The 26,537-nt window shown below is 57.6% G+C and carries 26 protein-coding genes; 18 read left to right on the top strand and 8 right to left on the bottom strand.

The window, feature by feature from the left end:
• The first annotated feature begins 1 nt into the window (after window position 1).
• The 5 genes from murF (at window position 2) to ftsW (ending at window position 6,539) form a co-directional block, all read left to right on the top strand.
• The gene (gene murF / locus P8935_RS20045; RefSeq protein WP_348262083.1) at window positions 2-1,414 is read left to right on the top strand and encodes a UDP-N-acetylmuramoyl-tripeptide--D-alanyl-D-alanine ligase; all 1,413 of its coding nucleotides are present in this window, start codon (window positions 2-4) and stop codon (window positions 1,412-1,414) included.
• Between the two features lie 2 nt (window positions 1,415-1,416).
• Entirely contained in the window at window positions 1,417-2,361 is a 945-nt protein-coding gene (gene bla, locus P8935_RS20040) for a subclass B3 metallo-beta-lactamase (RefSeq protein WP_348262082.1), read from the top strand.
• A 36-nt stretch (window positions 2,362-2,397) separates the two neighbouring features.
• Complete coding sequence (gene mraY, locus P8935_RS20035) at window positions 2,398-3,534, top strand: phospho-N-acetylmuramoyl-pentapeptide-transferase (RefSeq protein ID WP_348262081.1); 1,137 nt, start codon at window positions 2,398-2,400, stop codon at window positions 3,532-3,534.
• Between the two features lie 86 nt (window positions 3,535-3,620).
• On the top strand, window positions 3,621-5,000 hold the full coding sequence (murD, locus tag P8935_RS20030) for a UDP-N-acetylmuramoyl-L-alanine--D-glutamate ligase (RefSeq protein ID WP_348265358.1): 1,380 nt from the start codon (window positions 3,621-3,623) through the stop codon (window positions 4,998-5,000).
• A gap of 444 nt (window positions 5,001-5,444) precedes the next feature.
• The gene (gene ftsW / locus P8935_RS20025; protein ID WP_348262080.1) at window positions 5,445-6,539 is read left to right on the top strand and encodes a putative lipid II flippase FtsW; all 1,095 of its coding nucleotides are present in this window, start codon (window positions 5,445-5,447) and stop codon (window positions 6,537-6,539) included.
• 33 nt (window positions 6,540-6,572) lie between these two features.
• Here the strand turns inward: ftsW and P8935_RS20020 are convergent, their stop codons facing one another.
• Window positions 6,573-6,854: a hypothetical protein gene (locus P8935_RS20020; protein ID WP_348262079.1), complete on the bottom strand. Its 282-nt coding sequence runs from the start codon at window positions 6,852-6,854 to the stop codon at window positions 6,573-6,575.
• A 226-nt stretch (window positions 6,855-7,080) separates the two neighbouring features.
• On the opposite strand from P8935_RS20020, the gene P8935_RS20015 reads away from it, so the two are divergent.
• Window positions 7,081-7,374 (top strand): hypothetical protein, encoded by a 294-nt coding sequence (locus tag P8935_RS20015; RefSeq protein WP_348262078.1) that lies wholly within the window; start codon window positions 7,081-7,083, stop codon window positions 7,372-7,374.
• 370 nt (window positions 7,375-7,744) lie between these two features.
• On the opposite strand, the gene P8935_RS20010 is transcribed toward P8935_RS20015, so the two are convergent.
• On the bottom strand, window positions 7,745-8,023 hold the full coding sequence (locus tag P8935_RS20010; RefSeq protein WP_348262077.1) for a DUF3303 family protein: 279 nt from the start codon (window positions 8,021-8,023) through the stop codon (window positions 7,745-7,747).
• A gap of 320 nt (window positions 8,024-8,343) precedes the next feature.
• On the opposite strand from P8935_RS20010, the gene P8935_RS20005 reads away from it, so the two are divergent.
• Window positions 8,344-8,949: a hypothetical protein gene (locus tag P8935_RS20005; RefSeq protein WP_348262076.1), complete on the top strand. Its 606-nt coding sequence runs from the start codon at window positions 8,344-8,346 to the stop codon at window positions 8,947-8,949.
• 68 nt (window positions 8,950-9,017) lie between these two features.
• On the opposite strand, the gene murG is transcribed toward P8935_RS20005, so the two are convergent.
• The gene (murG, locus tag P8935_RS20000; protein ID WP_348262075.1) at window positions 9,018-10,142 is read right to left on the bottom strand and encodes an undecaprenyldiphospho-muramoylpentapeptide beta-N-acetylglucosaminyltransferase; all 1,125 of its coding nucleotides are present in this window, start codon (window positions 10,140-10,142) and stop codon (window positions 9,018-9,020) included.
• 304 nt (window positions 10,143-10,446) lie between these two features.
• Here murG and P8935_RS19995 point away from each other — a divergent pair, with 304 nt between their 5' ends.
• From P8935_RS19995 to P8935_RS19980, 4 genes are all read left to right on the top strand, one after another.
• On the top strand, window positions 10,447-10,701 hold the full coding sequence (locus tag P8935_RS19995; RefSeq protein ID WP_348262074.1) for a hypothetical protein: 255 nt from the start codon (window positions 10,447-10,449) through the stop codon (window positions 10,699-10,701).
• Between the two features lie 172 nt (window positions 10,702-10,873).
• A complete protein-coding gene (locus P8935_RS19990) occupies window positions 10,874-11,461 on the top strand; it encodes a DUF2569 family protein (protein ID WP_348262073.1) in 588 nt (195 codons plus the stop codon).
• Window positions 11,462-11,802: 341 nt separating this feature from the next.
• Complete coding sequence (locus P8935_RS19985) at window positions 11,803-12,147, top strand: hypothetical protein (protein ID WP_348262072.1); 345 nt, start codon at window positions 11,803-11,805, stop codon at window positions 12,145-12,147.
• Between the two features lie 56 nt (window positions 12,148-12,203).
• Window positions 12,204-13,106 carry a phosphatase PAP2 family protein gene (locus P8935_RS19980; protein WP_348262071.1) on the top strand — a complete coding sequence of 301 codons (903 nt, stop codon included), beginning with the start codon at window positions 12,204-12,206 and terminating at the stop codon, window positions 13,104-13,106.
• An 89-nt stretch (window positions 13,107-13,195) separates the two neighbouring features.
• On the opposite strand, the gene P8935_RS19975 is transcribed toward P8935_RS19980, so the two are convergent.
• The gene (locus P8935_RS19975; protein WP_348262070.1) at window positions 13,196-13,762 is read right to left on the bottom strand and encodes a hypothetical protein; all 567 of its coding nucleotides are present in this window, start codon (window positions 13,760-13,762) and stop codon (window positions 13,196-13,198) included.
• A 249-nt stretch (window positions 13,763-14,011) separates the two neighbouring features.
• Between P8935_RS19975 and P8935_RS19970 the strand changes: the two genes are divergently transcribed.
• Window positions 14,012-14,350 carry a hypothetical protein gene (locus P8935_RS19970; RefSeq protein ID WP_348262069.1) on the top strand — a complete coding sequence of 113 codons (339 nt, stop codon included), beginning with the start codon at window positions 14,012-14,014 and terminating at the stop codon, window positions 14,348-14,350.
• A 46-nt stretch (window positions 14,351-14,396) separates the two neighbouring features.
• Here P8935_RS19970 and P8935_RS19965 read toward each other — a convergent pair whose 3' ends face one another.
• Entirely contained in the window at window positions 14,397-14,774 is a 378-nt protein-coding gene (locus P8935_RS19965) for a hypothetical protein (protein ID WP_348262068.1), read from the bottom strand.
• 260 nt (window positions 14,775-15,034) lie between these two features.
• Here P8935_RS19965 and P8935_RS19960 point away from each other — a divergent pair, with 260 nt between their 5' ends.
• From P8935_RS19960 to P8935_RS19950, 3 genes are all read left to right on the top strand, one after another.
• Window positions 15,035-15,502: an antitoxin Xre/MbcA/ParS toxin-binding domain-containing protein gene (locus P8935_RS19960; RefSeq protein WP_348262067.1), complete on the top strand. Its 468-nt coding sequence runs from the start codon at window positions 15,035-15,037 to the stop codon at window positions 15,500-15,502.
• Window positions 15,503-15,513: 11 nt separating this feature from the next.
• Entirely contained in the window at window positions 15,514-15,945 is a 432-nt protein-coding gene (locus P8935_RS19955) for an RES domain-containing protein (RefSeq protein WP_348262066.1), read from the top strand.
• Between the two features lie 63 nt (window positions 15,946-16,008).
• On the top strand, window positions 16,009-17,280 hold the full coding sequence (locus P8935_RS19950) for an MFS transporter (protein ID WP_348262065.1): 1,272 nt from the start codon (window positions 16,009-16,011) through the stop codon (window positions 17,278-17,280).
• A 51-nt stretch (window positions 17,281-17,331) separates the two neighbouring features.
• On the opposite strand, the gene P8935_RS19945 is transcribed toward P8935_RS19950, so the two are convergent.
• Window positions 17,332-18,585 carry an aminopeptidase gene (locus tag P8935_RS19945; RefSeq protein ID WP_348262064.1) on the bottom strand — a complete coding sequence of 418 codons (1,254 nt, stop codon included), beginning with the start codon at window positions 18,583-18,585 and terminating at the stop codon, window positions 17,332-17,334.
• Window positions 18,586-18,793: 208 nt separating this feature from the next.
• On the opposite strand from P8935_RS19945, the gene P8935_RS19940 reads away from it, so the two are divergent.
• The 3 genes from P8935_RS19940 (at window position 18,794) to P8935_RS19930 (ending at window position 21,467) form a co-directional block, all read left to right on the top strand.
• Entirely contained in the window at window positions 18,794-20,209 is a 1,416-nt protein-coding gene (locus tag P8935_RS19940) for a DUF418 domain-containing protein (protein ID WP_348262063.1), read from the top strand.
• A gap of 181 nt (window positions 20,210-20,390) precedes the next feature.
• Window positions 20,391-20,810, top strand: a complete 420-nt coding sequence (locus P8935_RS19935) for a MarR family transcriptional regulator (RefSeq protein WP_348262062.1) — start codon at window positions 20,391-20,393, stop codon at window positions 20,808-20,810.
• A gap of 9 nt (window positions 20,811-20,819) precedes the next feature.
• A complete protein-coding gene (locus tag P8935_RS19930) occupies window positions 20,820-21,467 on the top strand; it encodes a hypothetical protein (protein ID WP_348262061.1) in 648 nt (215 codons plus the stop codon).
• 70 nt (window positions 21,468-21,537) lie between these two features.
• Here P8935_RS19930 and P8935_RS19925 read toward each other — a convergent pair whose 3' ends face one another.
• Together P8935_RS19925 and uvrA are read right to left on the bottom strand one after the other, a co-directional pair.
• Window positions 21,538-23,682: a prolyl oligopeptidase family serine peptidase gene (locus tag P8935_RS19925; RefSeq protein ID WP_348262060.1), complete on the bottom strand. Its 2,145-nt coding sequence runs from the start codon at window positions 23,680-23,682 to the stop codon at window positions 21,538-21,540.
• Between the two features lie 195 nt (window positions 23,683-23,877).
• The gene (gene uvrA / locus P8935_RS19920) at window positions 23,878-26,454 is read right to left on the bottom strand and encodes an excinuclease ABC subunit UvrA (RefSeq protein WP_348262059.1); all 2,577 of its coding nucleotides are present in this window, start codon (window positions 26,452-26,454) and stop codon (window positions 23,878-23,880) included.
• Window positions 26,455-26,537: the final 83 nt, after the last annotated feature.

Here is a 26,537-nt window from a genome sequence, read left to right as displayed (position 1 = left end):
GATGAAGTTGACTTTGGCAGAGGTAGCGGTTGGCGCGGGCGCGCTGCTCGAAACACCGGCGAGTGTTGCGAATGCAGGAGCGCTTGTCGTTACTGGCTATTCCATTGATTCTCGGACGGTGGCCCCGGGGGATTTGTTTTTTGCCGTGCGTGGAGAGCGACTCGACGGCCACGACTATGTAGCCGCCGCGCTTGACCGCGGAGCCGTTGCCGCTGTTGTCTCGCGCGCTAAAGTAGCGTCGCTGACCGATGCAGCACTGGGTGTTCCGCTACTTATCGCGGAAGACTCGCTGATCGCGTTGCAGGCGCTTGCTTCGCACGTGCGCCGGCAGTGGGGCAAGCGCGTCATCGCTATCACCGGATCGGCTGGGAAGACCACGACAAAGGAAGCGATCGCAGCGGCGCTCTCGGCGAGATTCAATGTGTTGAAGTCGCAGGGCAATCTCAATAACAATTTCGGATTGCCGCTGCAGTTATTGCGCCTTGAGCCCGAGCATGAGTGCGCGGTCGTTGAGATGGGCATGAACCATCTGGGCGAAATCGCCACGCTTGCGCGCATCGCTTCGCCAGACTGGGGCGTTGTGACCAACGTTGGCACCGCGCACATCGAAAATTTCACAGAGGGGCAGGCCGGTATTGCGCGCGCGAAGTACGAACTGATTGCCGCACTGCCGGGAAACGGAATCGCGTTCCTCAACTGCTCAGACCCGTATGTTTCGCAGTTTGGCCGGGACTTTCAGGGAAAGGTTGTTTACTTCGGCGTCGGCCCATGCGGCGATCCGGCAATCCTAGATGTAAGAGAAGATTCCGCGGGCCTGCATGTGCATTTTCGCGCAGGGGAACGCGATGGAAACTTCAAGCTGAACCTTCTTGGAGCGCACAACGCGCAGAATGCAATCGCCGGCCTCGCCGTTGCTCTCGAAGCAGGTGTGAATATGGACGCCGCAATCGCCGCGCTCGAGTCGCTGACGCCGGGCAGCAAGCGCGGTGAGGTACTGGAGATCAATGGGGCCACGATTCTCAATGACAGTTACAACTCCAATCCCGAAGCACTGCAATCCATGATTCACACATTGGCCGCGCGTCAGGCAAAACGCCGCATTTTGGTTGCGGGAGAAATGCTTGAGCTTGGCGAACACGCGTCCATGCTCCACGCCGCATGCGGTAAGGCTTCGGCCGAAGCTGGAATCGATCTTGTCGTCGGCGTGCGTGGTAACGCGCAACATCTCGCAGCCGCTGCCTGCCTTTGCGGGGTAGCCGCCATCTTCCTGCCCGATGCGCCGACAGCTGGCGAGTGGATGGTGAAGAATCTGCAGCCAGGGGACGTGGTGCTCGTCAAAGGCTCGCGTGGAGTGCAGCTCGAACGCGCCATTGAAGTGCTGAAGAATCAGAGCACGTCCAGTGAGAACCATTGATTGTGAGAGAACCAGTGATTCGTCCCATCCTCGCCCGGATTAGATTTGCGCCTCATCTCGCTTTCGTGTTGATTAGTTGCCTGTTTTTGGCTTCGCTCAGCGCAGAAATTCCTGCTGCCTGGACCAAGGCGGTCCCGCCGTTCCGGATTGCCGGAAATCTGTATTACGTGGGCAGCGAGGATCTGGCGGCTTATCTGATTGTCACGCCGCAGGGAAACATCCTGATCAATAGCAATCTCGAATCCTCGCCGGCGCTGATCAAGAAGAGCATTGAGTCGCTTGGATTCAAATTCAGCGACACAAAAATTCTGCTCATCAGCCACGGCCACTACGACCACTGCGCAGGCAGCGCTGAAATCAAGCGCGAGACCGGCGCGAAGTACGAGGTGATGGCGCAGGACGTTCCTGTAGTCGAATCAGGCGGACACAATGATTTTCACTATGCGACAGATAAATCCATGTGGTTTTCGCCGACCAAGGTTGACCGACTTCTACATGACGGCAGCACGGTTTCGCTGGGCGGCACCACGCTGACCGCACATCTCACCGCCGGCCATACAAAGGGCACTACGACCTGGACGCTGGACGAGAAGGAGAGCGGCCGTGTTCTTCACATCGTGATTGTTGGCAGCCCCAACATCAATCCGGGCTACAAGCTCGTCAACAACAAGACCTACCCACAAATTACCGCCGACTATCGCCATGAATTCGAAGTTTTGAAGGGCCTGCCTTGCGATGTCTTTCTTGGTGCTCATGGCGGCTATTTTGACCTGCTCAGCAAATACGATCGCTTCAAGAACGGCGACAAGAACGCCTTCATCGATCCCACCGGCTATAAGGCTTACATCGCAGACAGACAGCAAGCGTTTGAAGCGGAATTGACCAGGCAGATGCGCACCACAACGCATTCGCCGCATCCACAATCCAGCAAGCATACGGGCCTGTAGAATCAACCTGAATCCTCGCACTGATTCGGAGTTATCTTGCTTTACTGGCTGCTCTACGAAAAGCTGTTCCCGTTCTTTCATCCCTTCCGGATCTTCCGCTATCTCACGTTTCGCACCGTCTTTGCATCTTTAACGGCGCTGCTGATCGCGATGTTCATCGGGCCTTACGTGATCCAGAAGCTGCGCGAATTCCAGATCGGCCAGTACATTCGCGAAGACGGTCCGCAATCGCATCAGAAGAAATCGGGCACCCCCACCATGGGCGGCGTGCTGATCGTTATCGCCATCCTGCTGCCGACCGTCCTTTGGTCCGATCCCGCCAATCCGTTTGTGTGGATCGCTGTCTGTTCGACGCTAGCGTACGGAGCTATTGGTTTTGCCGACGACTACACCAAGGTGGTGCATCGCCGCAATCTTGGCCTCACGGCCCGCGCCAAGCTTCTGTGGCAGGGGCTGGCCGGGGCGGGCGTGGGCATTGCGCTGGTCGTTCTCACGCAGTTCAAGCTGTTCGCCACGCAACTCAGCGTGCCATTCCTCAAAGTGTTCCACCCAGATCTGCAGTGGCACCACTGGCCAAGCACTCTGCCGCATCTCGGCCTGCTCGCCTTCGTACCGTTTGTCGCGTTCGTCATCTTCGTGCTGATGAGCACATCGAACGCCGTCAACTTGACCGACGGCCTGGATGGGCTGGCCATCGGCTGCACCATCATCGCCGGGGGCGCACTGACAGTGCTCACTTACGTCAGCGGCCACGTGGTGTTTGCCGACTATCTTGAACTGCAGCGCATGCCCCTGGTTGCCGAACTCACGGTGTTCTGCGGATCGATGGTGGGCGCGTCGATAGGCTTTCTCTGGTACAACGCCCATCCCGCCGAAGTCTTCATGGGCGACGTGGGCTCGCTGGCGCTGGGCGGCGCCATCGGCACAGTCGCTGTAATCATCCGGCAGGAATTTCTGCTGCCCTTCATCGGCGGCATTTTCGTGCTCGAAGCGCTATCCGTCGTCCTCCAGGTGGGCAGCTACAAGCTTCGCAAAAAACGTATCTTCAAGATGGCCCCGCTGCACCATCACTTTGAGCAGCTGGGATGGAGCGAGTCCAAAGTCATCGTCCGCTTCTGGATCGGCGCCCTGGTTTTTGCGCTGTTCGCGCTGACCACGCTCAAGCTCCGCTAGAGGGATAGCCTCGCAATCCGGCAAATCCGCCTTGACAGCCAAGCCGCAACGGGGCGGGATAAAGTATTCTTGGACTGATCCTCATGATGGAGCTCAAAGGCAAAAAAGTTCTTGTCGTCGGACTCGGCAAATCCGGGCTGGCCGCAGCCATTTTCCTGCGCCGCCGAGGAGCCCAGGTCACGGTCTCCGATATCCGCAGCGCCGAAGCATTGGCCAAAGACATTCCTGCGTTGCTTGAAGAAGGCATCAACGTGGAAGCCGGCGGCCATGGCCTGCTGACGTTTCGCCGCCAGGACCTCATCGTGGTTAGCCCCGGCGTGCCCCTCGATACGCCTGAGCTTGTGCAGGCCAAGAGCTTTGGTCGCCCCATCATCGGTGAACTCGAGCTGGCCGCGCGCTTCCTCAAAGGCAAGATTCTCGCAGTCACCGGCTCCAACGGCAAGACCACAACGACCTCGCTGCTCGGCGAAATCCTCGAGAAGGCCGGCATTCCAACACTCGTCGGCGGAAACATCGGCGTTCCTGTAGTCGCCCTCATCGACGACGCGACCGACGCAACCTGGTCCGTCCTTGAAGTGTCCAGCTTCCAGCTTGAGTCCACTGAGCAATTCCATCCTTCGATTGCTGTCATTCTCAACATCACGCCCGACCATCTTGATCGCCACGGCAGCTTCGAAAACTACGCCTTAGCCAAGGAGCGGATTTTTGCGGCTCAAGACGAGCACGATTATGTTGTTCTGAATGCCGACAATGTGCGAGCCGCAGCTTCCGCCAAGCGATCCAAGGCGCAGGTCTACTGGTTCTCTCTCGAACATCCGGTCGAACTGGGCGCATGGGTGGAAGGTGGAGCTATCGTCTTCCGCTCAGCGAAAGATGTGGCGCCGGAAACCGTGATGCCGCTCAGCAGCATCCCGCTCAAGGGCGAGCACAACGTCGAAAATGTACTGGCGGCCGTCTGTGCCGCGCGACTGGCTGGCGCCTCCGCAGAATCCGTTCGCGCCGCCGTCGAGCAGTTCAAGGCAGTGGAGCATCGCCTCGAATACGTCGCCACACTCAACGGCGTCGAAATCTACAACGATTCCAAGGCCACCAACGTCGACGCGACCGCCAAAGCTATCGCCGCATTTCCCGGCAACATCCACCTCATCCTCGGCGGCAAGGATAAAAATTCCGACTACACCGAACTGGCTGAGCTTCTGCGCTCGCGCGTCAAGGCGGTCTACACCATCGGCTCTGCCGCCGCAAAAATCGAGTCGCAACTGCGCGGAGTGGTCACGCTTCACTCCTGCGAAACGCTCGCAAAGGCGGTAAGCGCCATCGCCGCTGCAGCGCATCCGGGAGACGTGGTGCTGCTGGCCCCCGCCTGCTCCAGCTTCGACCAGTTTGAGAGTTACGAGCATCGCGGCCGTGTCTTCAAAGAGCTGGTGAATGAGTGGCGTGGCTGGAAGGTCTGGCAGAACGTCTAGGCACAGAATCAAGACATCATAGATGCCCGGCCAACTCCGCAGTCATCAAACCCTTACACTCTCCCCTCTGCGGCTGTCATCCCGAGCGCGCTTTTCATCCTGAATAATGCCTTGTCATCCTGAGTGGAGCAGCTTGGGGCCACGCTGACGAAGTCAGTGGGGTAAGCGGAGCGAAGGATCTGCTTCTCGCAGTGACAGCATGATCCCGCAGCTTAATCACTTTGATGCCCACCGTAGCCCCGCGCCGAATCTCCACAGCCCGCCCGTGAAACCATAGCCACAAGCACAAGAGTGTTTGTATCGGGCATGACTTCAGTGCCGAATTAGCGAGCAATTCTGGAATTGTCATCCTGAGCGGACAGCTTGGGGCCACGCTGACAAAGTCAGTGGGGTAAGCGGAGCGAAGGATCTGCTTTTAGACCCTTCCAAACCAAGGAAGCAAAAATGGCAAAGCGCGTAGGCGTCGACAAGTGGATCTTCTTTACTACCCTGTTGCTCGTCGTGGCGGGGCTGGTAATGGTCTTCTCCGCCTCCGCAGTCGTGGCGCAGGAGCGGTACAACTCGCCCTATGGCTTCGTGATGCGGCAGGCGCTGTGGGCTGTGGCTGGCATCCTGGCCATGATCGTGCTGTCGCGCATTGACTATTCGCGTTACAACTCGCCGCGCTTCGTCTATCCCGCACTCACCATCACCACGCTGCTGCTGGTCGTGGTCCTTTTCTTTCGCGACTCGCACCATACCCATCGCTGGATCCGCTTCGGTGGCTTCTTCACCTTCCAACCGTCTGAGATTGCCAAGCCGGTCATCATTCTCTTTCTGGCATGGTTCCTCTCTACACGGCTCGACCAGATGCACGACTGGCGAAAAACGCTGCTGCGCGCTGCTATGATGCCCGTCGTCTTCATACTGCTGATCGTGAAGCAGCCCGACCTCGGCACCGCGCTCGTCGTTGCCGGAGTCAGTGCGATGCTGCTGATCCTCGCAGGTATGGATTGGAAGTATCTCTTCCTCGCCGTGGCTGCCGCCGCTCCACCGCTGGCCGCGCTGCTGTTCTGGGTTCCGTGGAGACGCGCCCGCATGCTGGCCTTTGCGCATCCCGACCTCGATCCGCAAGGCGCCGGATTCCACATCAACCAGTCGCTCATCGCTGTCGGCACCGGCGGCTTTGCGGGCCGCGGCTACATGGAGGGCATGCAGAAGCTTTTCTATCTGCCCGAGGCCCACACCGACTTCATCTTCGCCAACATCGCCGAGGAACTGGGCTTTGTCGGAGCCATCGTCATCCTCGCGCTGTTCGTCGTCCTCGGATACCGCGGCCTGCGCACCGCCTACCGCTCCACCGATCCCTTCGCGCGCCTCACCGCCTTCGGGCTCACGACGGCGATCCTGCTGCAAGCCTTCTTCAACATCAGCGTGGTCCTGTCGCTGCTCCCCACCAAGGGCATCCCGCTCCCGTTCATCTCCTCCGGCGGCACCAGCCTTTTCTTCACCCTGGCCGGGATCGGGATTTTGCTGAACATCTCAAAAAAAGTGGATTGAACTTCAAACCGCGCGTAAGACTGGGTGCCCCATTCATGCGCGCAGTTTGCGCATGAGTGGGGTATGAATATCGGACCCTCCACGTTTCGTCCAGGTCCAATGCGACTCGATTTCGACCGGTCCGCATTCACCGGTAGCCCAATGGCGGAAGCTGGACCAGCGATAGTCTTCCGACTTCTCCACCAGTCCTCGAGCAACCGGATTCCGGTGAATGTAACGAAGTTTTTCGATGAACTTGGTTTGGGTGAAGACATTGAAATCGTAGTATCGCACGCTTCGTTCAAGTCCAATACGACTCGATTTCGACAGGTCCACGTTTATCCGTACCTACATTGCGTATGAGCCTCAACTCGAACTCTAACTCGACCCTTTCATCTGCCGCGACAGAATTCCGCTGTGATCGGCCTCACATTCTGCCATTCAAAAGTCATGTGACTATAGTCCAAGTCCACGCAGATGCAGACGCTGGGTTGACGTCGCGTGGCGTATCCGTGAGGGGCCGGTAATTGGGGTTGCCGGCTCCCCGCGATGTGAGGCCAGAATGCTGACTAAAGAAAAGCAACATATACATGCCACCGTATCCATTCGCGTCGTTGAATCCAAAAGCGACAGCGAGTATGGTCTCTTTCCATCGCAGCACGACGAGACAGAGAACAGGGCAGAGGACGGCGCGGAGTGGTGCGGCCCTCTCTTCGAATTCGCAGGCAATGCTCCGGTAACCTTCGCCGAGCGATTTCCTCGCGTGATGGTCGGTGCAGTGGCGATCGCGTTCATTATGGCAGCGATTGCGATGGAGATTGATTGCCTGCGAGCAGCAGGATACTACTGGCAGTAATCGTCTTTGCCCAGATAACTGAAAGCCGAAGCCTGATAGAGAAAATAATTCCCGCATCCATGCAAATCTTTTGCAGATTATTTCGCGCGTTTCCGCATACTCAAGTCAGATGAATGAGTGCCGTGCGATTCTGATCCTTGCGGATGTTTGATCGGTCTTCTGATCTCTCTTTTCTGATCCGTAAGCCCCTCGCTGAGAAGAATTTGGCGCTAAGCTCAATGGTAAGAGTAATTTGCGCAGGTGACTTCCGCCTAACTCCTTTGGGATAAGGAATTTGCTCCCAGATACCGGTGGGGGGTGCCCCAGGTCTCGATTCCGAGACCTGGGAAAACCAGTAACCAGCAACTCTCCAGTCGACCGCTCCTCAGCACTACTTGCCGTAGTACTTGGCCATGGCGGCGCCGGCGGCGTTGTCGTCGACCACTACATTGCTGTGGATCTCCAGCACATCGGCCCACTTCATCGCGCCGTTAAACAGGGCTTCGGGACTGTCGGACTCGTAGAGAACGAATCCGCCGCTGCCATCGGTTTTGTGCCAGCGTCCTACCAGGGTCACACCCTCAACGGGCGCTCCCTCTCCGGCGAGAAATCGCGCTGCGGCTTCCTTGATACAGCCCGGACGCACGCTGTACGTAGACATGACTCTCATGCAGACCTCCACTTTCAGTTCAGGTTTTCTTCGGGGGGAAATTCTCAGCAGTGTTCGAAGGCGAGAAGTATAGCGCAGCCTTGCGCCGGGCACTCCATGAATTCTTATCAAGCGGTGGAACGCTCAAATTGCGCGCCGGTCATCGACTTCTATGAAGTTTTCCATCTGCGCTGGAAAGCTTTCGAATTTTGTCTGCCCAATCAAAACCGGCCCTTCGTCGTCGCTACCGGAAATGACGCCGCCAGCATCTCTATCTTCGGATTGTCCGGATTGGATTCAACGCCGGCAACTTCCCAGAAGAATTCCAGGAGACCAGAACCATGAAGATGAGAATGCTTGCACAGTCGATCTGCGCAACTGCCGTGTTGTCCCTGCTCTCAATCAGCGCCTCGGCGCAAAGCACCGTTACCGCCTACGCGGGCGCAACCGATGTTACCCTCAGCAGCACCTTCACCAGCGCTCTCACGGCCCTGAGCGTCAAGGTAGGACAGGTAAATCCAACGATGGTGTCGGGTGGCGTCGTATCGTTTCCCATCGTTACCGGTGTCATTGACCGCGACACCGCGATGGGCAACTTGATTCACTCCGGCGGGCTGACCTTTGAAGGTGGTTCAACAACGGTCCGGCTGCAGGACTTCATCATTGACACCACTGGCTCGATGCCCATGATCACCGGCGTTGCCGTGGTGGACAACAAGGTGGTGGGCCGCCTTCCACTGTTTGACCTGACACTGCCCTCCGGATTTTCGGTACCGTTGAAGACGCACGGCAACACCCTGGCCTTGATGGGCGTGAAGGTGACGTTGGATGCGAAGGCCGCTGCGGCTCTGAACAAGGTGTATGGAGTTTCGCAGTTTACCGCGGGCCTGAGCATCGGCACCGCCAACGTAACGGCTTACGTGAGCAGCGCTGACTGGACCTACTAAAATCTGCTGATGTATTGAGGGCGCGGCGAAAGCCGCGCCCTTGTTGCTTCGACAGAATTGCGAACTGCTTAGCGTGTAGTAGAGCGAGTTGCCAACGACACCAGGCGGTTGGCGATATCTTCCGCTGCCTGCGGATGGGCCTGCGTGAGTGCAGCGGCCGACATCGCGGCGAGCCGCTCCCGCGAACCGAGCAATTCCTCGAGACACGCGAGAACTTTCTGGTGATCCGCCAGATCGGATTCTTTGAGCATCACGGCGGCCTCGGCCCTGACCATTTCTTCAGCGTTGCGCGTCTGGTGATCGTCGGCTGCGGCGGCGAAGGGGACAAGCAGCGCAGGCTTTCCGGCGGCGGCAAGTTCGGCGACGGTCGATGCTCCGCTCCGCGCCATCACCAGGTTGGCCTGTGCGAATCGCGTAGGCATGTCATCCAGAAATCCGCTGACCTGCCACTGTGCCGGGTCGGCGCCGCTGGCCTTGTAGGCAGCCTCGGTGACTTCAAGATGACGCATGCCCGCCTGGTGAAGAATCGTAAGCCCGGGAACAGCCGCAATCAGCGCCGGCGCGATGGCGGGCAGTGTGTTGTTGAAGATGCGCGCGCCCTGCGATCCGCCGAAGACTAGCAGGTGAGGGGTCTCTGCGGTCTCCGGGGGAAGCTTGAAGAAATCCGGCCGCACCGGAATCCCGGTGACTTCAGCATTGTTGAAGTAGAGAGCAGCAGAAGGAAAATTAACGGCAGCTGCCTGCACCCGTTTTCCCACCAGGCGATTGGCAAGCCCCGGCATCGCATTGGGCTCAAAGGCCATGGTGGGTACGTGGAGCATAAGGGCTGCGGCCATTCCGGGTCCGGACGCATATCCGCCAACACCTAAAACTACATCTGGATTAAATTCGTGAATAAGCCGCCGACATGCGAACAGGCTGTTGGGAATATCGAGCAGAGTGTGAATGCGCGTGGCAAGGGAAACATTCTTCAACGGACCCACATCAATGAGGCGGAGCTGAAATCCTGCAGCGGGAACAAGGCGGGATTCCATGCCGCGGGGCGTGCCGAGAAAGAGCACGTCGGCATGATGCCGCGTGACGAGTTCATGGGCGACGGCAAGTGCAGGAATGATATGTCCGCCAGTGCCTCCACCAGCGATGAGGACGCGGAGCGACGGAGAGCTCTGGTTTTCTGCGATCGGTGCGTCCATGCCCATCTCTTCTATGGTATTGCGCGTAGATGCAGATGGCAGCTTGTGCGCCGACTGGCCTGAACTCTGAAGGTTAATACCTTGAAGTTGGCCGCGGCCCACTTGCATTAGCAGATAGCGTGGGCAGTATTGCCATCGAACATGAAAAAAATTGAGAGCGAATTTTGCATCGTCGAATTCCTCCGGATTTTCGTCGACCAGTTTTATGTAGGGCCTTCTAGCACGAAAGTCCTTGCAGGCACATAGTTTGTGCAATGCATCGTCCGGTCTCGTTCAAGTTAGACTTTTTGGGATGGAGGGCAATATGAGCAACCAGTCTTATGCAAGCACCTATCGCACGGCAATGGAAGCGGCCAAGGTCGAACTGGAAGCATTATTTGAGGACGCCAAGCGTCTGCGGAACCGCATGGAGCAGATCGATTCGGCCATTATCGCGCTGAAGCCTCTAGCAGGTTTGGCGGGAGAAGGGCTTGAATCTCAGTCTTCGAACTCCCAAGACGCTGGATTTGGCTCGATGAAGCAACAGATCGATTCCGTACTGGGTATGGCCTTTGCCTGATCGGCCACGCGCCTAAGTAGGACTTATCGATGGGGCGCGTGAATAGCAATTTTTTCGCGCCGAAACCTGATCCTATGGCGCCCGCGATGGTGACCGAAGGGTAAACCTTTGAGTCATTGACAAGTCTAAAGAACCCCGTCGATCATCGTGAAAACCAAAAATCGGGGGCCCGATGCCGACGCAATGCAAATTGTGTGGTCTGCATATCCCAGATGGTGTGCAATCCTGCATGATGTGCGGCAACAAGAATCTCGCCGTGGTAGCGGCGGGAGAGACAATTACGCCATCGCTGCCGGGAGTGAAGTCACTGGCGGGTCCAGGGCAGGCCGCTCTTTCGAAGTGGTTGTGGGTCGTGGCGATCAGTCTTGTAGTCGCCCCAATCCTCCGGGTGATGTCGATCATCACCTTCGAGATTCCCACGCTGTTCAGTGATCAGATCCAGGCAAATACGCAGAGACATCCTGGATTGCCGGAATTTCTTTACTTCGAAATCGGAGTGAATATTCTTCTTGTTGCCAGCGCGATAGTCCTGAACTTTCTCTTCTACGCGAGGAGCAGACGTTTTCCTATTTGGATGGTTTCTTACGTGTCAGTCACGGTGCTGTTTCGCGTCGCGACAACCTCCGTAATCAACTCCATGTTTCCCGATAAGGATATGACGCGTATTTACGTTGAGCTGGTGCGGATGCTTATCTGGGCCGGCGCGTTGATCCCGTATTTGTTGACGTCGAGCGACGTCAAGAAGCGGTTTGTGAATTAGAAGTGGCGATTGCCGCCCTTCGCTATTCTCAGTGACGTCGTCGTGATCAATTCTCGCTGAAGCTATTCTGGCCGCACATACCTCCGCCGCAACATGCTCCGGAAGCGCATGCCGGCGCCGCGGGTTGGCTCGCACCCTTGGTAATGGTGCCGGCTCCTCCGCTGATCAGGCGCTTGACGTGACCCCCGCACTCCGGACATTGGTCGATTGCGGCGTCGGACATTTTCTGCCGCTGTTCGAAGCGGCACTCGCACTGTTCGCAAAGGTATTCGTAGGCTGGCAAGAAACTTCTCCTCAACTCCTCATTTTAAGCGCGGCGCTTATCGGGCATACTGGTTGACATGAAAAAGCTGCCCATCGCGGTCATGATTGTTGCGGCCATCTATCTGCTCGTAGGAGTAGCGGGGTTCATTTTCCACTTCCACGAGTTGACTGCGGGCCATCGCGATGCCATCGCAATTGAACTGACCGAGATGACGGCGGTGGTCAGTGGAGTAGGTCTGCTGCTTCGCCAGAACTGGGCACGCTGGCTGGCTCTGGTATGGGTAGTCTTCCATGTTTTCATCAGCATCTTTCATCCTTTGCCGGAGCTTTTGATTCACGCAGCCTTATGCGGTGTGATTGCGTGGCTTCTGTTCCGGCCGGCAACGGCGCTCTGGTTTAAAGAGAGTATGAGCAAAAGCTGACAGATTCCTTCGTATCCTGCATCCAACCTGACGTGATGATTAGGATTACGAAGTATTTGACTCTTCTTTCTGCTTCTTCTCTCTTGCTCGCTGGTGCGCTGAATAAGGGCAGCGCCCAGAGTTTGTCCAACCTGCCCGACGACCCGGGCCTGGCAGCCGCCGCTGCGGTCCCAGAACGGATCGTTTTGCCGGACAGTCCGGCACGCGCGGCTGTGCCAGATGATCCCAGTCAGACTATGCGTCCAGCGGTCGACACAACCACAGGTGTAGCGCAGCGGGAGGCCACATGGCGCAGTCTTCCGGGCGATTTTCTGCACGATCAGAAGGATATCTGGTGGACATTCCCTAAGCAGCTCGCCACCGGGCATCACCTGGTTCCGGCGCTCATTATCGTGGGTGGAACGGCGGGGCTGATTTATGCGGATCCGCATGCGATGCCGTATTTTCAGAAACATCAGAAGAATTGGGATGATTTCAACGATGTCTTCGATCCAATGATCTCCACGGGTGAAGTGATCGCTCTCCCGGCCGGATTGATGACAGCGGGTTATATCCGCCACGATGACCGAGAAGTGAATACCGCTCTGCTGGCGGCTGAGGCATATGGAGACAGCGTCGTGGTCAACCTGGCGATCAAGGCAGTGACGCGCCGGCAGCGGCCTGCCGATGTGGCGCAGAACGGCAGCTTCACCGGGACGTTTTTCAATGGCGGCAAATCGCCTTTGAAAGGCAGCAGTTTCCCGTCCGGTCATGCGACGGCGGTGTGGTCTGTAGCGACCGTCGTTGCGGAACGGTATCGGCACCGCGGCAAGCCATGGATTCCAGTGCTATGCTACACGCTGGCGACCGCGATCAGCGGCTCGCGCATTACAGAGGAAGCACATTTCCCGTCGGATGTCTGGCTGGGCGCGTCGCTGGGATACACCATTGCGAAATATCAGACACTGAGGCCCAGGTAGGGAAGCCAGGTCGGGCGCAAATATAAAGCCCGGTTGCCGAAGCAACCGGGCCCGAACTTTATGTAGGCTTTAAGCCTTGGATCTATGTTTTAGCGATGTCCGCCGCCACCACCGTGGAAGCCCCCACCGCCGCCATGGAATCCGCCGCCGCCACTAGAGCCGCGTGCTCCTCCACCGCTAAAGCCACGGGCTCCGCCGCCGCCAGAAACATGGCCACCGCCATATCCACCGCCTGCATAGGCGTGGTTACCACCGTTGAAGCCGCGAGGGGTGCCGACTCCGCCTCTATACCCGGCGCCGTAGCCGCCACGGTATCCATAGCCGCCACGATATCCGTATCCACCGCGGTATCCGTAGCCGCCGCGATATCCGTATCCACCCCAGCCGTGACGCCAGCCCCATCCATACCAGGGACCCGCACCGATGAAGATGCCGCCGCTAAACCAGCTTGGTCCGTAGTAGCCGTAGGGGGCGCATCCGTAAGGGTAATAAGGGTAGTAGCCCCAGTCGCAGACGGGAGGACCATACTCTACCGGCGCATCAACCACCGCCGGCCCAACTCCCACGCCTACCGCGACCTGCGCTTTTGCCACAGTTGTGGCTAAAAAGGGCAGCGCCAGAATCGTCGCGAACAGCATTAACTTTAAGTTCTTCATTACGTCCTCCATGTGCTGCCTGGTCGCGTTTTTGACTCAGGGTTGCCGTCTCAGCACGTGCCGGTCTGGGTCTCACTTTACCGGCTGCTGTACATTTGAACAACTGAATTGGGAATAAGTTGCGGTCTCATGACCAAACTTTCCTTTTACGCTTAAATTAAAGCACTTAACAAGGTGCAGTCAGAACCAGGTTGCGCCCGGGATGCTCAGATTTGAGCTGCGATCCGGCCAACCCCTTAGAATGATTCGATGCTGAAGAGGAAAATTGAAATCTGTCGAGCTCATCCTGTGCTGGTTGCCACGGCTGCGGGAGCGATGGTTGGCGCGGCGAATGCCATCCTTCTTGAGGCTGGCGGCCTTTGGCACGGCAACTCCACGGGGGTGCTTTCGCTATTCATCCCCGCAGCTCATGCCCCCCGCGCCGGGCAATCCGATGCCATGCAGACAGCCTTGTTGTTGCTGATTGAGTTTGCCGGGAATGTGGTGGGATTCTCACTGCTGTTCGCGGTACCGGTGGCAGTGTTCGTAGGGATTCGTCGCGTCTTTGCCAGCCAGAAAAGAACGGCCTCTCCAGAGGAGAGGCCGTGAGGCAAGTAGGACAATTCAGTTCAATGAGCGAAGCACAGTCCTGTGTTTAGTGGCGGAAGTGGTCGCCATCGTGATCGCGATGGTCGTCGCGGTCGTAACGGCGATGATCGTCACGATCGCCATAGAAGCGGCGGTCGCCATCGCGATCGTAGCGCCTGTAGTCATCGCGATCTACACTTCTGTAGTAGTTACCGCTACCGTAGCCGTATGCGACACCTTCGTAGTTCCAGCGACCCGGGATCCAGTAGCCGCCGTCGTAGTAGCCATTGACCCATACATATCCCGGTCCGGGGCAAGGAGGAACGTAGGCCCTCGGCCCACCAACGACGACCCTGAATTCGGCTGCCTGGGCTTTGGTCGCTCCAAGGCCCAACCCGCCAGCCACGATTGCCGCGCCCAACATCCATTTGCCAAGGTTCTTCATATATCCTCCGTCCTTTCGGACTAAAACCGATCCAGCTATCGGCCTTGGAAGCTTGGCTCTTGCTGCTTCCTGCCGCGCCGCTCATGTGGAGTACAAACACTGCTATACGAGAAGGTTGCGGAATATCGCTCGAAATAAATATGCGCAACTTTTCGGCTTCTGGTGTGTCGAATGGCGTTCGCGCGGCATCCAAAAGGTTGAGCCGATTGGTTCAAATGGACCCACAACATGGGTTAATATGAAACTAAGAGAGATTTACATTGAGACCTCCTGAAATCGAAAGAAACGCCGAAGAACTGGTGGCCGAAAAGCCTGTGAAGCGCCACCGCCATAGCTCGGCGAAGGGACATCGGCGCGGCGCGGTAGGTCTTGCACTCGAAGCGGAGCGCGGCTTTGCAAAGGCAGACGCTAGGCACCTGTTTGCTCGCGTCGCGGCGACCTCTCCTCTGCCTACCGGAAAACTGCGGGCCGAGCTTATCCCTGATTCAACCTGGAAGCGCGCCCGCAAGACTCTTGGCCCGCAGGCCAGCCAAACCGCGATACGTCTGAGCCATATCCTGGCGACCGCGGAACGCATCTGGGGAAATGAGAGGGAAGCCACCGAGTGGCTCAACGCGCCGCATGCTGAACTCGAAGGTGCCACGCCGATCTCCATGCTGCGGACCGAAGCCGGAGGCCGTGCCATCGAAGCATTGCTTGCCGCACTTGAATTCGGATTTCCAGTTTAGGGGATTGCGCATTGATTGCCTATCGCATGCACAGTCCCGGGCATGATTCCTTCGATTCAACGGGAGCCTTTCTGCAGCCGGGCCGCTGGCATCCGGCAGGAACCCGCGTGCTGTATGCGGCCGAACATGCCAGTCTCGCGGTGTTGGAGACGCTGATTCACGCCGGAGGCCGCAAGCTTCCGCCGCGCTCTCTGACACGCATCACCATTCCCGACAATATTGCGATTGAATCGGCAGGCTGGCTCGAGGTTCCCGCTTCGCAGGCCTTTGGAGAGACCTGGGTAAGGGAAGCGCGAAGCGCGGTTCTGCGCGTGCCCAGCATCGCGGTCAATCGTATCGAATCGAATTTTGTTTTCAATCCCGCGCATTCTGAGTTCGCGCGTATTACGCATGAGCCTGCCGAGGCATTCGTATTCAATCCGCGGTTCTTCGCTATCGGTTGAAATCGCGATGATTCAGGTGATTCGCTGATCGAGAAATCGAATCGCTGATGTATCCTCCCGCTAATGTCTTTCGTCCGCGACTTCCAGCGCCTCACCCCGGTGCAGCGCCACACCTTCATCGCTTCCTTCCTTGGCTGGACGCTGGACAGCCTCGACTTTTTTCTGCTGATCTTCTGCGTTGACGCCATCGCATCGGAGTTCCGCGTCAAACCGTCGGACGTTTTCAGCGCCGTATTCCTCACACAAATGTTCCGGCCCGTCGGTGCACTGCTCTTCGGCATGCTGGCTGATCGCTATGGACGCAGGCCGGTGCTGATGTTCAACATTCTCAGCTTCTCAGTGATCGAACTGGCCTGTGCGTTTGCGCCGTCGCTGGGGGTTCTGCTGGTGTTGCGCGCGCTGTTTGGAATCGCGATGGGCGGGGAGTGGGGAGTGGGCGCCGCACTGGCGTTTGAGACGCTGCCGACGGAGGGTCGCGGCGGTTTCTCCGGAATTCTGCAGGAGGGATATGCGTTCGGTTCGATCCTGGCGTCTGCAGCATTTGCCCTTTTGTTCGCGGGGACGCACTGGCATGGGGCGACGATTCTTCCTGCGATCGGCTGGCGAGGACTCTTTATGCTGGGCGCTTCGCCGGCGCTGCTGGTTTTTTATGTGCAGTCCCGCGTTGAAGAATCGCCGGTATGGCTTGCGGCTGCCAAAAAGCGGCGCACCAGCCAGGAACGCGAGTCCTACACGAAAAATCTCGCGGCGCTTAAATCATTCGTTCCCACGTTCCTATTTCTCATCGTGTTGATGACCGCGTTCATGTCGTTCTCGCACGGCACGCAAGATGTGTATCCGACTTTTCTTAAAGTGCAGATGCACTTGACGCCGCAGGTGGTGGGGACCATCGGGGTGATCTACGGATTCGCGCAGATTGCAGGCGGTATCTTTTTCGGAACAATGTCGGAGAAGTGGGGTCGCAAGCGAACCATCGTTGTCGCGGCGCTGTTGGCGCTGATCGCGATTCCGCCGTGGGCCTATGGGCACTCCGCGCTGACGTTGGCGATTGGTGCGGTGGTCATGCAGTTCATGGTGCAGGGCGCGTGGGGCGTGGTGCCTGCGTATCTTGCGGAACTGACGCCCGCCCCAGTGCGCGCAACGGCTCCGGGCCTCGCGTATCAACTCGGCGGACTGGTGACCTCGTGGAATGCGAAGGCGCAGTCGTTAGCGGCGGAGAGGTGGGGAAGCTATCCCAATGTTCTGGCTATCACTGTGGTCATTGTCGCGGTTTCGTTGGCGGTGCTTGCGTCTCTGGGACATGAAGTGAAGGGTAAGGATATGGCGGCGGATTAGGCGGGAGTCGAGCACCGGTGTACTGGCTCGTTTCCCGCCGATACCAATTGCCTATACCCACTCTCCCCCGCGCATGAGCGGCTCTATGTTTCCTGTGGCCGTAACGCCGTCGATATCGAGTTTGTCGGAGCCGATCATCCAGTCGACATGGATTAGGCTTTCGTTCGCGCCTTTTGCTGCCAGCTCTTCCTTGCTCAGCTTGTCGCCGTCGCGCACTGTGGACGAATACGACTGACCGAGCGCAATATGCGATGCTGCATTCTCGTCGAACAGCGTGTTCAGAAACAGCTGTCCGCTCGAAGCAATCGGCGATGAATGCGGCACCAGCGCCACCTCACCGAGCTTGCGCGCTCCCTCATCAGTATCAATCAGCTTGCGCAGCACTTCTTCGCCGCGCGTGGCATGGGCTTCTACGATTTTACCGCCGGCAAAGCGCACGTGAATGCCTTCGATCATGGTTCCCTGGTGCGACAGCGGCTTGGTGGCTGTCACCGTTCCGTCGGCGCGATCCTTGTGGGGCATGCTGAACACTTCTTCGGTGGGCATATTCGGAATGCAGTAGATGCCATTGCCCGCGGTCGTGCCGCCGCCCATCCATTCATGATCGTCGGCGAGGCCAAGAGTGAAGTCGGTACCGGGACCGCGATACTTGAGCGCTGCATAACGTTTCGCATTCAGATAATCGGCGCGCTTGTGCAAGCCTGCATCGTGGCGCTTCCAGTCGCTCACTGGATCTTCCATGTTGATGCGCGTGGTCTGGAAGATTGCCTCCCACAGCTTGGCGAGAGCCGCATCGGGGGCATCGTCAGGAAACATCTGCGCTGCCCACGCCGGCGTCGCGCTGGCCACGATGGTCCAGTTGATCTCGTGCCGCGTGATCAGTTCCAAGGCAGGCCGGTATGCGATCGACACTGCGCGATTCGCTCGCCCCACCTTGCCGGGATCTTCATTCGAAAGCAGAGCCGGGTTGGCGCCCGTAATTGCCAGCCGTGCCGAGCCGCTCTTGAAAGCTGCGCCCATGCCGTCATACAGCCAATTCGCGGCCTTGTCGAACGACGCATCGGGAGCATGGTGATAGCGCATCAACGTGGCCTCGTCGTCGATGTACAGCGTGGTTACCAGCGAGGCTCCCGCGCGGTAGGCCTGCTCGGTGATCCGTCGCGCCAGGGCGACAGCATCGAGCGAGGCGGTCATCAGCAGTTCCTGGCCTTCTTCCAATCCCAATCCAACTTTTACCGCTACTTCCGCGAGCAAATCCAGTTTCTGTTCATGCGTCCGTTCGACTGCCGCCACAGCTGACCCCATGGTGTATCTCCTTGTTTTTGAAACGATACATTCGCGGCCGTCACTATCCCACACGGGACCGCGTACCCTCATTCTAGGTCCCCACCCGCGATGTGTTGCACAGGGACGGTAATCGCACCATTTTCCAAGGACTTTGAATGCGAAGCCGTGCTAAATTGGCAGATCATTTCCCCTAGGGCCACGCACATCCATTCCCCGGAGGCGCCCCGTGACTGATGTTGTTTCCACACCTGCGTTCACTGAAGTTGCCACTGCATTAGCTGAAACCTCGAACGGCCTTTCCACAACCGTCGCCACCGATCCAGGCCCCGCGCCAGAGCCTTCACCCCGTCCCGTCATGCAACGCGAGCGCATTCCCACCATCGACGTCGTTCGCGGCGTCGCCCTCATGGGGATTTTGTTCATGAACATCTCGAGTTTTTCCGGGCCGATTGAGATGTACATCAATCCGCTGATGGTCGGCAATCATCGCAGCTATAACATCTTTGCCTGGGTCATTCGCTGGGTGCTTTTTGAAGGCAAGATGCGCGCTGCCTTCTCGATGCTGTTTGGCGCCGGAGTTATCTTGCTGACCGAGCGCGCCGATCGCCGCGGTGCGAAGAATGTGGCGGACATCTTTCTCCGCCGCAATATGTGGCTGGTGCTCTTCGGGATCATCCACTTTTACTTTGTTTGGACAGGCGACATTCTCTATTGGTATGGGCTCACGGCCCTGCTTTTCCTCTATCCCTGCCGCCAGGTTCGCTTCCGCAACTTGTTTGTGGCGGGTGTTCTCGTGCTTGCCGTCGGCGTAGGTTCCGATGCTTACTTCGCGATCGATGGAATCCGCACGAAGAATCAGGCGCAGGCGGCGCAGGCGGTACAGGCTTCGGGTAAGAAATTGTCCCAGGCGCAGCAAGACGCACTCAAGAAATGGACTGACATTCAAGATCGGCGCAAAAAGGTTCACGATGAAGACCTCAAGGCGATGCGCGGCAGCTATCTCGACGCGCTCAAATGGCGCATTCAGTGGGGTCCGCGAGCGCAGGCGAAAAGCTACTACATGCTGGGCTTTACCGATGTGCTCGGCATGATGCTCATCGGCATGGGCCTGTATCGCATGGGCTTCCTCACGGGAGCATTAAGTTACAGGGTCTATGGCTGGACGATTGCCGCAGGATTTCTACTGAGCATTCCGATCAATAGTTTTCAAGCATGGGGCATTATTCGCGATAACTTCCAGCCCGAATCTGCCTGGTGGGTGCTGTATCAGGTTGGACGTCTCACCGGCGCCGTCGCGAACGTGGCCCTGGTCGTTCTGATCGTCAAGGCTGGACTGTTCAAGAGTCTGACGCGCCAAGTCGCATCTGTTGGTCAGACCGCACTCAGTAACTATCTGTTCACTAGCATTAGCTGCACGCTTCTTTTCAACGGCTTCGGATTTGGCCTCTACGGCAAACTAGAGTACTACCAGCTCTACGTCGTTGTTGCATGCGTCTGGACACTCAATCTCATCCTCAGTCCCATCTGGCTGCGATATTTCCTATTCGGCCCCATGGAGTGGGTGTGGCGCTCGCTCACGTATTGGAAGCGTCAACCAATGCTACGCAGCGCCCTGGAAGAACAAGAAATCATGGCTGCTTAAACGTCTGCCTCGACGCTTCTATTTTGAGACCACTCGCGCGTGTCTGAAGTCTCGGCTTGAAACATGGAGCGGGCACAGCTGTTGTAAAAAATCGACCAGGATGTACCACGGTCCGATTCTGTTCTTATTTTTGAATCGCTGATAGATGTATATACATCTATATTGCATGAATGGCTCATCCATGCCGGTTCTGGACTGCCTGTGCGCAAGTTTTCGCCGGGCCTCTCGGGCTCTCACACAGCACTATGACGAAGCGCTCCGTCCGCTGGGACTGACACCAACGCAATTCACAATTCTGCAAGCCCTCTCTCGAATTGGAACTGTACATCAAGGAAAGCTGGGAGAGATTCTGGCGATGGACAGCACCACTCTTACACGCACACTCGACATCATGGCTCGACACGGCTGGGTCGAAAAGCTTCCGGGGAAGGATCGGCGTGAACGCCAACTGCGCCTGTCTCGACATGGGCATCTTCAACTCAACCGCGCTCTTCCCACTTGGCAGAACGTGCAGGCACGCCTGCGGCAAAAGCTGGGAAGCGAACCATGGCAAGCCCTGATAACCCAGACCAACAAAGTGGCTTCAGCAGTCACAGAATAGGAATGTCCCATGTCGAAATACGCAAAGCTCACCATCGGACTCCTCTGTACGTGGTTCGTTTTCTCACTCGGAGCGTCCGCTCTGCATGTCTATAAGGCCGCTCACAACGCGCCGCCACTGCCGCTCGGACTGGCTGCATTGACGCCGATCCTACTGTTTCTGGCGTGGTTCATTTCTTCGGCAGGATTTCGGCAGTTCGCCCTGTCTTTGAGTCCTCGCATCCTGACTCTTGCGCAGAGTTGGAGGATCGAGGGATTCGTTTTCCTCGTCCTGGCTGCCTACGGGATTCTTCCTCGCATGTTTGCTCTGTCTGCGGGGTGGGGCGACATCGCAATCGGAGCAACCGCTCCATTCGTGGCTCTTGCTCTGGCTGTTCCGGGGCACCGCAAAAGCTTCATTTTCTGGCAGATTCTGGGGATCGTTGATCTGGTGAACGCTGTCACTCTCGGAACCCTTGCCACCGTGCTCAATCCTCACGGCATTGGGTCTGATGCCATGACTGTGCTTCCCATGAGTTTGATTCCTACATTCGCGGTGCCGCTATTCCTGATCCTGCACATCATATGCATCGCGCAGGCGAGGCGCTGGCCCGCGTCTGCGAATTCCCCTTCTAGAGAGTTGTGGACGGGTCCAACCGCAAACGAACGGGCGTCGTAGCGCAGACGTAATGAAGGTCGTGCACCCATCCTGGAAGAATTCAGAGATGGGTGCCTCGACCGACGGGTCTTTAGTTCATTACCTTCATCGTCAAATACGTATATTCTTCGGCCCACGTTCTGGCCGCCTGCTTGTTGTCAGCACCTGCGCCGTGCCCGCCTTCCGTGATCTCGTCATAATAGAACGGCAGGTGGTACTCCTCCATCTTCGCGGCAAATTTTCGCGCGTGCACCGGACCGACGCGATCGTCCGCTGTGGTCGTAAAGATTAATGGCTCGGGATAATGCCCATCCGGCTTGAGTTGGTTATACGGTGAAATCGATGCCAGAAACGCCCGCTCTTCCGGCACTTTTGTCGATCCATATTCGCCCACCCACGACGATCCCGCCGACATGTGCTCGAAGCCCAGCATATCCAGCAATGGGACCTGGATAACAACGGCCTTCCACATCTCCGGATGCTGGGTAAATTCAACACCCATCAGCAATCCGCCGTTGGATCCACCTTCGATGGCCAGGTGCTCAGTCGATGTAAACTTCCGCGTGATGAGGTCCTGACCAACCGCATAGAAGTCGTCGTAGATTCGCTGCCGATGAGTCTTCAGTCCAGCCTCGTGCCACGCGGGCCCAAACTCACCGCCGCCGCGAATGTTAGCGAGAACGAAGGTGCCTCCGCGCTCCAGCCAAAGCTTGCCCATCACCGCGCTGTAATACGGAGTATTCGAAACCTGAAAGCCACCGTAAGCCGTCAACAATGTGGGTGTGCTTCCATCCATCGCAATGTCTTTACGATGCACCACGAAGTAAGGCACCTTGGTTCCGTCCTTCGATGTTGCTTCCAACTGCTCCACGACATCTCGGGAAGCGTCAAATAAGGCCTTCTGCGTCTTGCCCGGCTTCAACGAACCATCCGCCGCATCGCCAAGCAGCACGCTCGATGGCGTAAGAAATCCTGTCTCTGACAGGAAAAACTTGTCATGCAGCAGGCTGGTGGTCACGATTCCAATGGTTTGATTATCGGGGACTGGAAGTTTCTTACGCATCCATTGACCGTCTTTGCTATGGGTCAGGACGTACGCACGTCCCTGCACATGTTCCAGCGTAGTCAGCAGCACATGATTCTTCGTCGGCACGACCTCTTGCGCAAACTCCTGCGCCGAGGGGGTGAATACCACCATGGGCTTCAAGTGAGCCGGGTCGGCTTGTGCTGCGGCGGCGTCGATCGAAATTACCGATCCCTGCGCAAAGCCTTTCGAACTGCCGGCCGGCGTCCAGTCCTCCTGCAGCGACACCAGCAATTGATTGTCCAGAAGCCCTTCCACGTTGCATTTCAACGGTAGTCCGAGCTTTTTAGGGCCGTCGGGCAATAGCAGATACCACTCGCTCTCAAATGTTGTTTTGCTTCGTTCAATGAGTGCCAGCTTGTTTCCCTGGCCATCGACCAGCACCCCCGGATTGTTGCCGTAGCCGTTGTCGTTGACGTCGCCGCGATAAATTTCCACCGAGCTTTCCAGTGGCGTGCCACGCTTCCACTTCCGAATCGTGATCGGGTAGCCGGCGACGCTCATCGTGCCCGGACCCCAGTCGCGACCGATCAGCAGAGTGTCCTTGTCGAGCCACGCCATACGTTGCTTTCCGCGCGGCATTACAAATCCTCCATCGACAAACGTCGCCGTCTTCAAGTCAAATTCCTTAAAAGTGGCTGCGTCTTCGCCGCCCACAGACAACGCGACCATGCAGCGCTCTTCCTCCGGCTCCATGCAGTCCAGGCCATGGCCCACCCAGCTCTGCTTGTCCTGCTTTCCCAATGCGTCGTAATCAATTACTGTTTCCCACTTCGGATCGTTGGTCAGGTAGCTCTCCAGCGTAGTGTGCCTCACGATGCCGCGCAGGTGATCCTTATCGCGCCAGGTGTTGTATACAAGGCCGCCGCGAAACGTAGGCCCCGGCAGCTTATCAGGCGAGTCCAGCACTTTGAGCGCATCCTCGTCGAGCTGTGCGAATACCTTCTGCTTCTCAATCACCGCCGCGGTGCGCGCGTTCTCTTCCTTCACCCACTGCATCGGCTTATCGCCACGGATGTCTTCAAGCCACGTATATTTGTCGGGCTGTTCGGCGGTGGTACTCTGCGCCTTCGCCACCTTCATACCTGCGCCCGCGACTGCCATCGCTGCTAGAATCCCCGCTGCACCTGCAACGCTCCGCGTCCAATGCATCTTCACCTGTCCTCCTCAATCAATTGACCGCGAGTTCCGGAGGGAACCGCGTTGTTTATGTTGTCTTTTAGGAATCTCAGTTTTCGGTTAGGAATACCGTGTTCGCTATCTTAGCGGATGTGCGAGCCAGTGTCTCAGACCATTTTCAGGGTAGGTTCGCAAAGACCCGGGCAGGAGTTGGTCAAATTCAAGGAATCAGAAGCTGAGCCGGTTCGCCAGATAAGGCGCGGTCTTGCTGTTTTTGTCGGTGCTGATCTGCTGCGGAGTGCCGGAAGCAACGAGCCGTCCGCCCTCGTCACCTGCGCCCGGGCCGATGTCGATGATCCAATCGCTGGCCGCTATGATCTCCATGTCGTGCTCCACCACGACCACCGTGTTTCCGGCGTCCACCAGCAATTGCAACTGCACCAGCAGCCGTTCCACATCCAGCGGATGCAATCCGGTCGTAGGCTCATCCAGCACATACAGCGCGTCCCCACGCCCTGCGCGCTGCAACTCCGTAGCCAGCTTGATGCGCTGCGCCTCGCCGCCCGACAACTCCGTTGCCGGTTGCCCAAGGCGCAGATATCCCAAGCCAACCTCACGCAGCACGATCAGTGTTTTCAATGCCTGCGCGTCCTCTTTGAAAAACTCGATTGCCGCGCTTACGGTCATCGTCAATACGTCGGCGATGTTCTTGCCGCGATATGTTACCTCGAGTGTCTTCTGGTTGAACCGGCTTCCGTTGCACACGGGGCACGGCGAATACACACTGGGCAAAAACAACAGCTCAACGCAGATGAATCCTTCCCCCGCGCAGCGTTCGCATCTCCCCTTAGCTACGTTGAATGAGAAACGCCCTGCATCGTACTTCCTCTGCTGCGCAATCTTGGTGTTGGCAAACAGCTGCCGTATGTGATCGAAGACTCCGGTATAGGTTGCCATGTTTGAGCGCGGCGTTCTGCCGATGGGCTTCTGATCCACTCGAATCAACCGCCGAATCCCGCTCAATCCGCCTGCAATGTATCCGGTGGCGGCCTTCGTCTCCGCCATTGAATCGTCCTCGTCGGCGCTTTCGATACTCTGGCCCAGATGCTCTGCAACCAGATCGACCACGGCGTGTGAAACCAGCGTGGACTTGCCTGATCCTGAAACGCCCGTCACCGTCGTCAGCACGCCCATCGGGATCGCAACGTCTAGCCCCTTGAGATTATGGAGATGCACACCTTTCAGATGCAACCAGTCCTTCGCCACGCGTGGCTGCCGCGCCGGCGTTGCCTTCTCCGCGAATAGATAACGTCGCGTCTCTGATTTATCCACACGGCGCAATCCATCGGGCGGACCGCTGTACAAAACCTCGCCACCTTCGCCGCCCGCTCCTGGACCTACGTCGACGACCCAATCCGCATGTCGAATCACGTCTAGTTCGTGCTCCACCACAAAGAGGGAATTGCCCGATTCCTTCAGAGCATCGAGCGCACGCAATAGTGCCTCCGTGTCATGCGGATGCAGCCCCGCCGATGGCTCATCGAGTACGTACACCACTCCAAAAAGATTCGAATGTAACTGCGTCGCGAGACGCAGACGCTGCAATTCGCCAGGAGAAAGTGTTGGCGTGCTGCGGTCCATCGACAGATACCCCAGACCCAGGTCATCGAGGACGACAAGGCGCGCGACCACATCTTTCGCGATACGCTCGCGCACTGTTTCTTTCTCGACATTGCGATTCTTACCGCGGGAGGGGGTGAGAAATCCGCGAAACAGGCCATTCATGCGCTTCATCGGCATGGCGGCCATATCCGCAATGTCAAATCCACCGATCGTCACGTCGAGCGCATCTGCGCGCAGCCGTTTGCCATGGCACGAGGAGCACGGCTTGCTCAGCATATAACGCGATACGCGATTCTTCATCATGGCGCTCTGGCTGTTCGCAAACGTGTTCAGCACGTATCGCTTCGCGCCGGTGAACGTGCCCATGTAGCTCGGTTCCATTTTTTGCCGTAACGCTCGCCGAGTCTCCGCCGGTGTGAAGCCTGCGTATACCGGTACTGTCGGCTGCTCATCGGTAAACAGGATCCAATCGCGATCTTTTTTTGGCAGTTCGCGCCACGGCTTGTCGACGTCGTAGCCGAGCGTTACTAGGATGTCGCGAAGGTTTTGTCCCTGCCACGCCGTTGGCCACGCACTCACCGCGCGATTGCGAATCGTGAGCGACTTATCCAACACCATGGACTCTTCGGAGACTTCGTAGATATGTCCGAGGCCATGGCACACCGGACAGGCTCCCTCTGCTCGATTGGCGGAGAAGGACTCCGCATAGAGCATGGGCCGTCCGGGAAGGTAATCGCCCGCGCGTGAATACATCATGCGAATCAGATTCGACAGCGTTGTAACACTGCCGACAGAGGAACGCGTCGTTGGCGAGCCTCTCTGCTGCTGCAGCGCCACTGCCGGCGGCAATCCTTCGATCGAGTCGATATCCGGAGTGCTCAGCTGATGAAACAGCCTGCGCGCATAAGGAGAAACACTGTCGAGATATCGGCGCTGCGCCTCGGCATACAAGGTTCCAAACGCCAGCGACGATTTTCCCGATCCCGACACTCCGGTGAACACCACGAGCTGATCGCGTGGAATGTCTACATCGACATTCTTCAGATTGTGCTCGCGCCCCCCGCGCAGCCGCACAATGGGGTCCCGCTGCCGCCGTGCCCGGGCTCCACCAGACCCGTCAATTGCGCCGCTTTTGGGCTCATCCAGGCCTGCGCTCATCTCTTCGGTTAAAAGGGGTTCCATCTTCCACGTCTTTCGCTCAGAAACGCCGCCTGCCTTCCGCAGCCTTTGTCGCGTCTGTACTGGAGAGATGTCCTTGCATTGCA

The organism is Telmatobacter sp. DSM 110680 (genome assembly GCF_039994875.1).
In the GTDB taxonomy this organism is placed as follows: domain Bacteria; phylum Acidobacteriota; class Terriglobia; order Terriglobales; family Acidobacteriaceae; genus Telmatobacter.
This window is presented reverse-complemented; position numbering and strand designations above follow the sequence as displayed.

Bases quoted from the DNA above. Each gene is read 5' to 3' on its own strand.
- murF (WP_348262083.1), top strand. From the start codon at position 2: ATGAAGTTGACTTTGGCAGAGGTAGCGGTTGGCGCGGGCGCGCTGCTC.
- murD (WP_348265358.1), top strand. From the start codon at position 3,621: ATGGAGCTCAAAGGCAAAAAAGTTCTTGTCGTCGGACTCGGCAAATCC.
- ftsW (WP_348262080.1), top strand. From the start codon at position 5,445: ATGGCAAAGCGCGTAGGCGTCGACAAGTGGATCTTCTTTACTACCCTG.
- P8935_RS20015 (WP_348262078.1), top strand. From the start codon at position 7,081: ATGCTGACTAAAGAAAAGCAACATATACATGCCACCGTATCCATTCGC.
- P8935_RS20010 (WP_348262077.1), bottom strand. From the start codon at position 8,023: ATGAGAGTCATGTCTACGTACAGCGTGCGTCCGGGCTGTATCAAGGAA.
- P8935_RS20005 (WP_348262076.1), top strand. From the start codon at position 8,344: ATGAAGATGAGAATGCTTGCACAGTCGATCTGCGCAACTGCCGTGTTG.
- murG (WP_348262075.1), bottom strand. From the start codon at position 10,142: ATGGACGCACCGATCGCAGAAAACCAGAGCTCTCCGTCGCTCCGCGTC.
- P8935_RS19995 (WP_348262074.1), top strand. From the start codon at position 10,447: ATGAGCAACCAGTCTTATGCAAGCACCTATCGCACGGCAATGGAAGCG.
- P8935_RS19990 (WP_348262073.1), top strand. From the start codon at position 10,874: ATGCCGACGCAATGCAAATTGTGTGGTCTGCATATCCCAGATGGTGTG.
- P8935_RS19985 (WP_348262072.1), top strand. From the start codon at position 11,803: ATGAAAAAGCTGCCCATCGCGGTCATGATTGTTGCGGCCATCTATCTG.
- P8935_RS19975 (WP_348262070.1), bottom strand. From the start codon at position 13,762: ATGAAGAACTTAAAGTTAATGCTGTTCGCGACGATTCTGGCGCTGCCC.
- P8935_RS19970 (WP_348262069.1), top strand. From the start codon at position 14,012: ATGCTGAAGAGGAAAATTGAAATCTGTCGAGCTCATCCTGTGCTGGTT.
- P8935_RS19965 (WP_348262068.1), bottom strand. From the start codon at position 14,774: ATGAAGAACCTTGGCAAATGGATGTTGGGCGCGGCAATCGTGGCTGGC.
- P8935_RS19950 (WP_348262065.1), top strand. From the start codon at position 16,009: ATGTCTTTCGTCCGCGACTTCCAGCGCCTCACCCCGGTGCAGCGCCAC.
- P8935_RS19945 (WP_348262064.1), bottom strand. From the start codon at position 18,585: ATGGGGTCAGCTGTGGCGGCAGTCGAACGGACGCATGAACAGAAACTG.
- P8935_RS19935 (WP_348262062.1), top strand. From the start codon at position 20,391: ATGCCGGTTCTGGACTGCCTGTGCGCAAGTTTTCGCCGGGCCTCTCGG.
- P8935_RS19930 (WP_348262061.1), top strand. From the start codon at position 20,820: ATGTCGAAATACGCAAAGCTCACCATCGGACTCCTCTGTACGTGGTTC.
- P8935_RS19925 (WP_348262060.1), bottom strand. From the start codon at position 23,682: ATGCATTGGACGCGGAGCGTTGCAGGTGCAGCGGGGATTCTAGCAGCG.
- uvrA (WP_348262059.1), bottom strand. From the start codon at position 26,454: ATGGAACCCCTTTTAACCGAAGAGATGAGCGCAGGCCTGGATGAGCCC.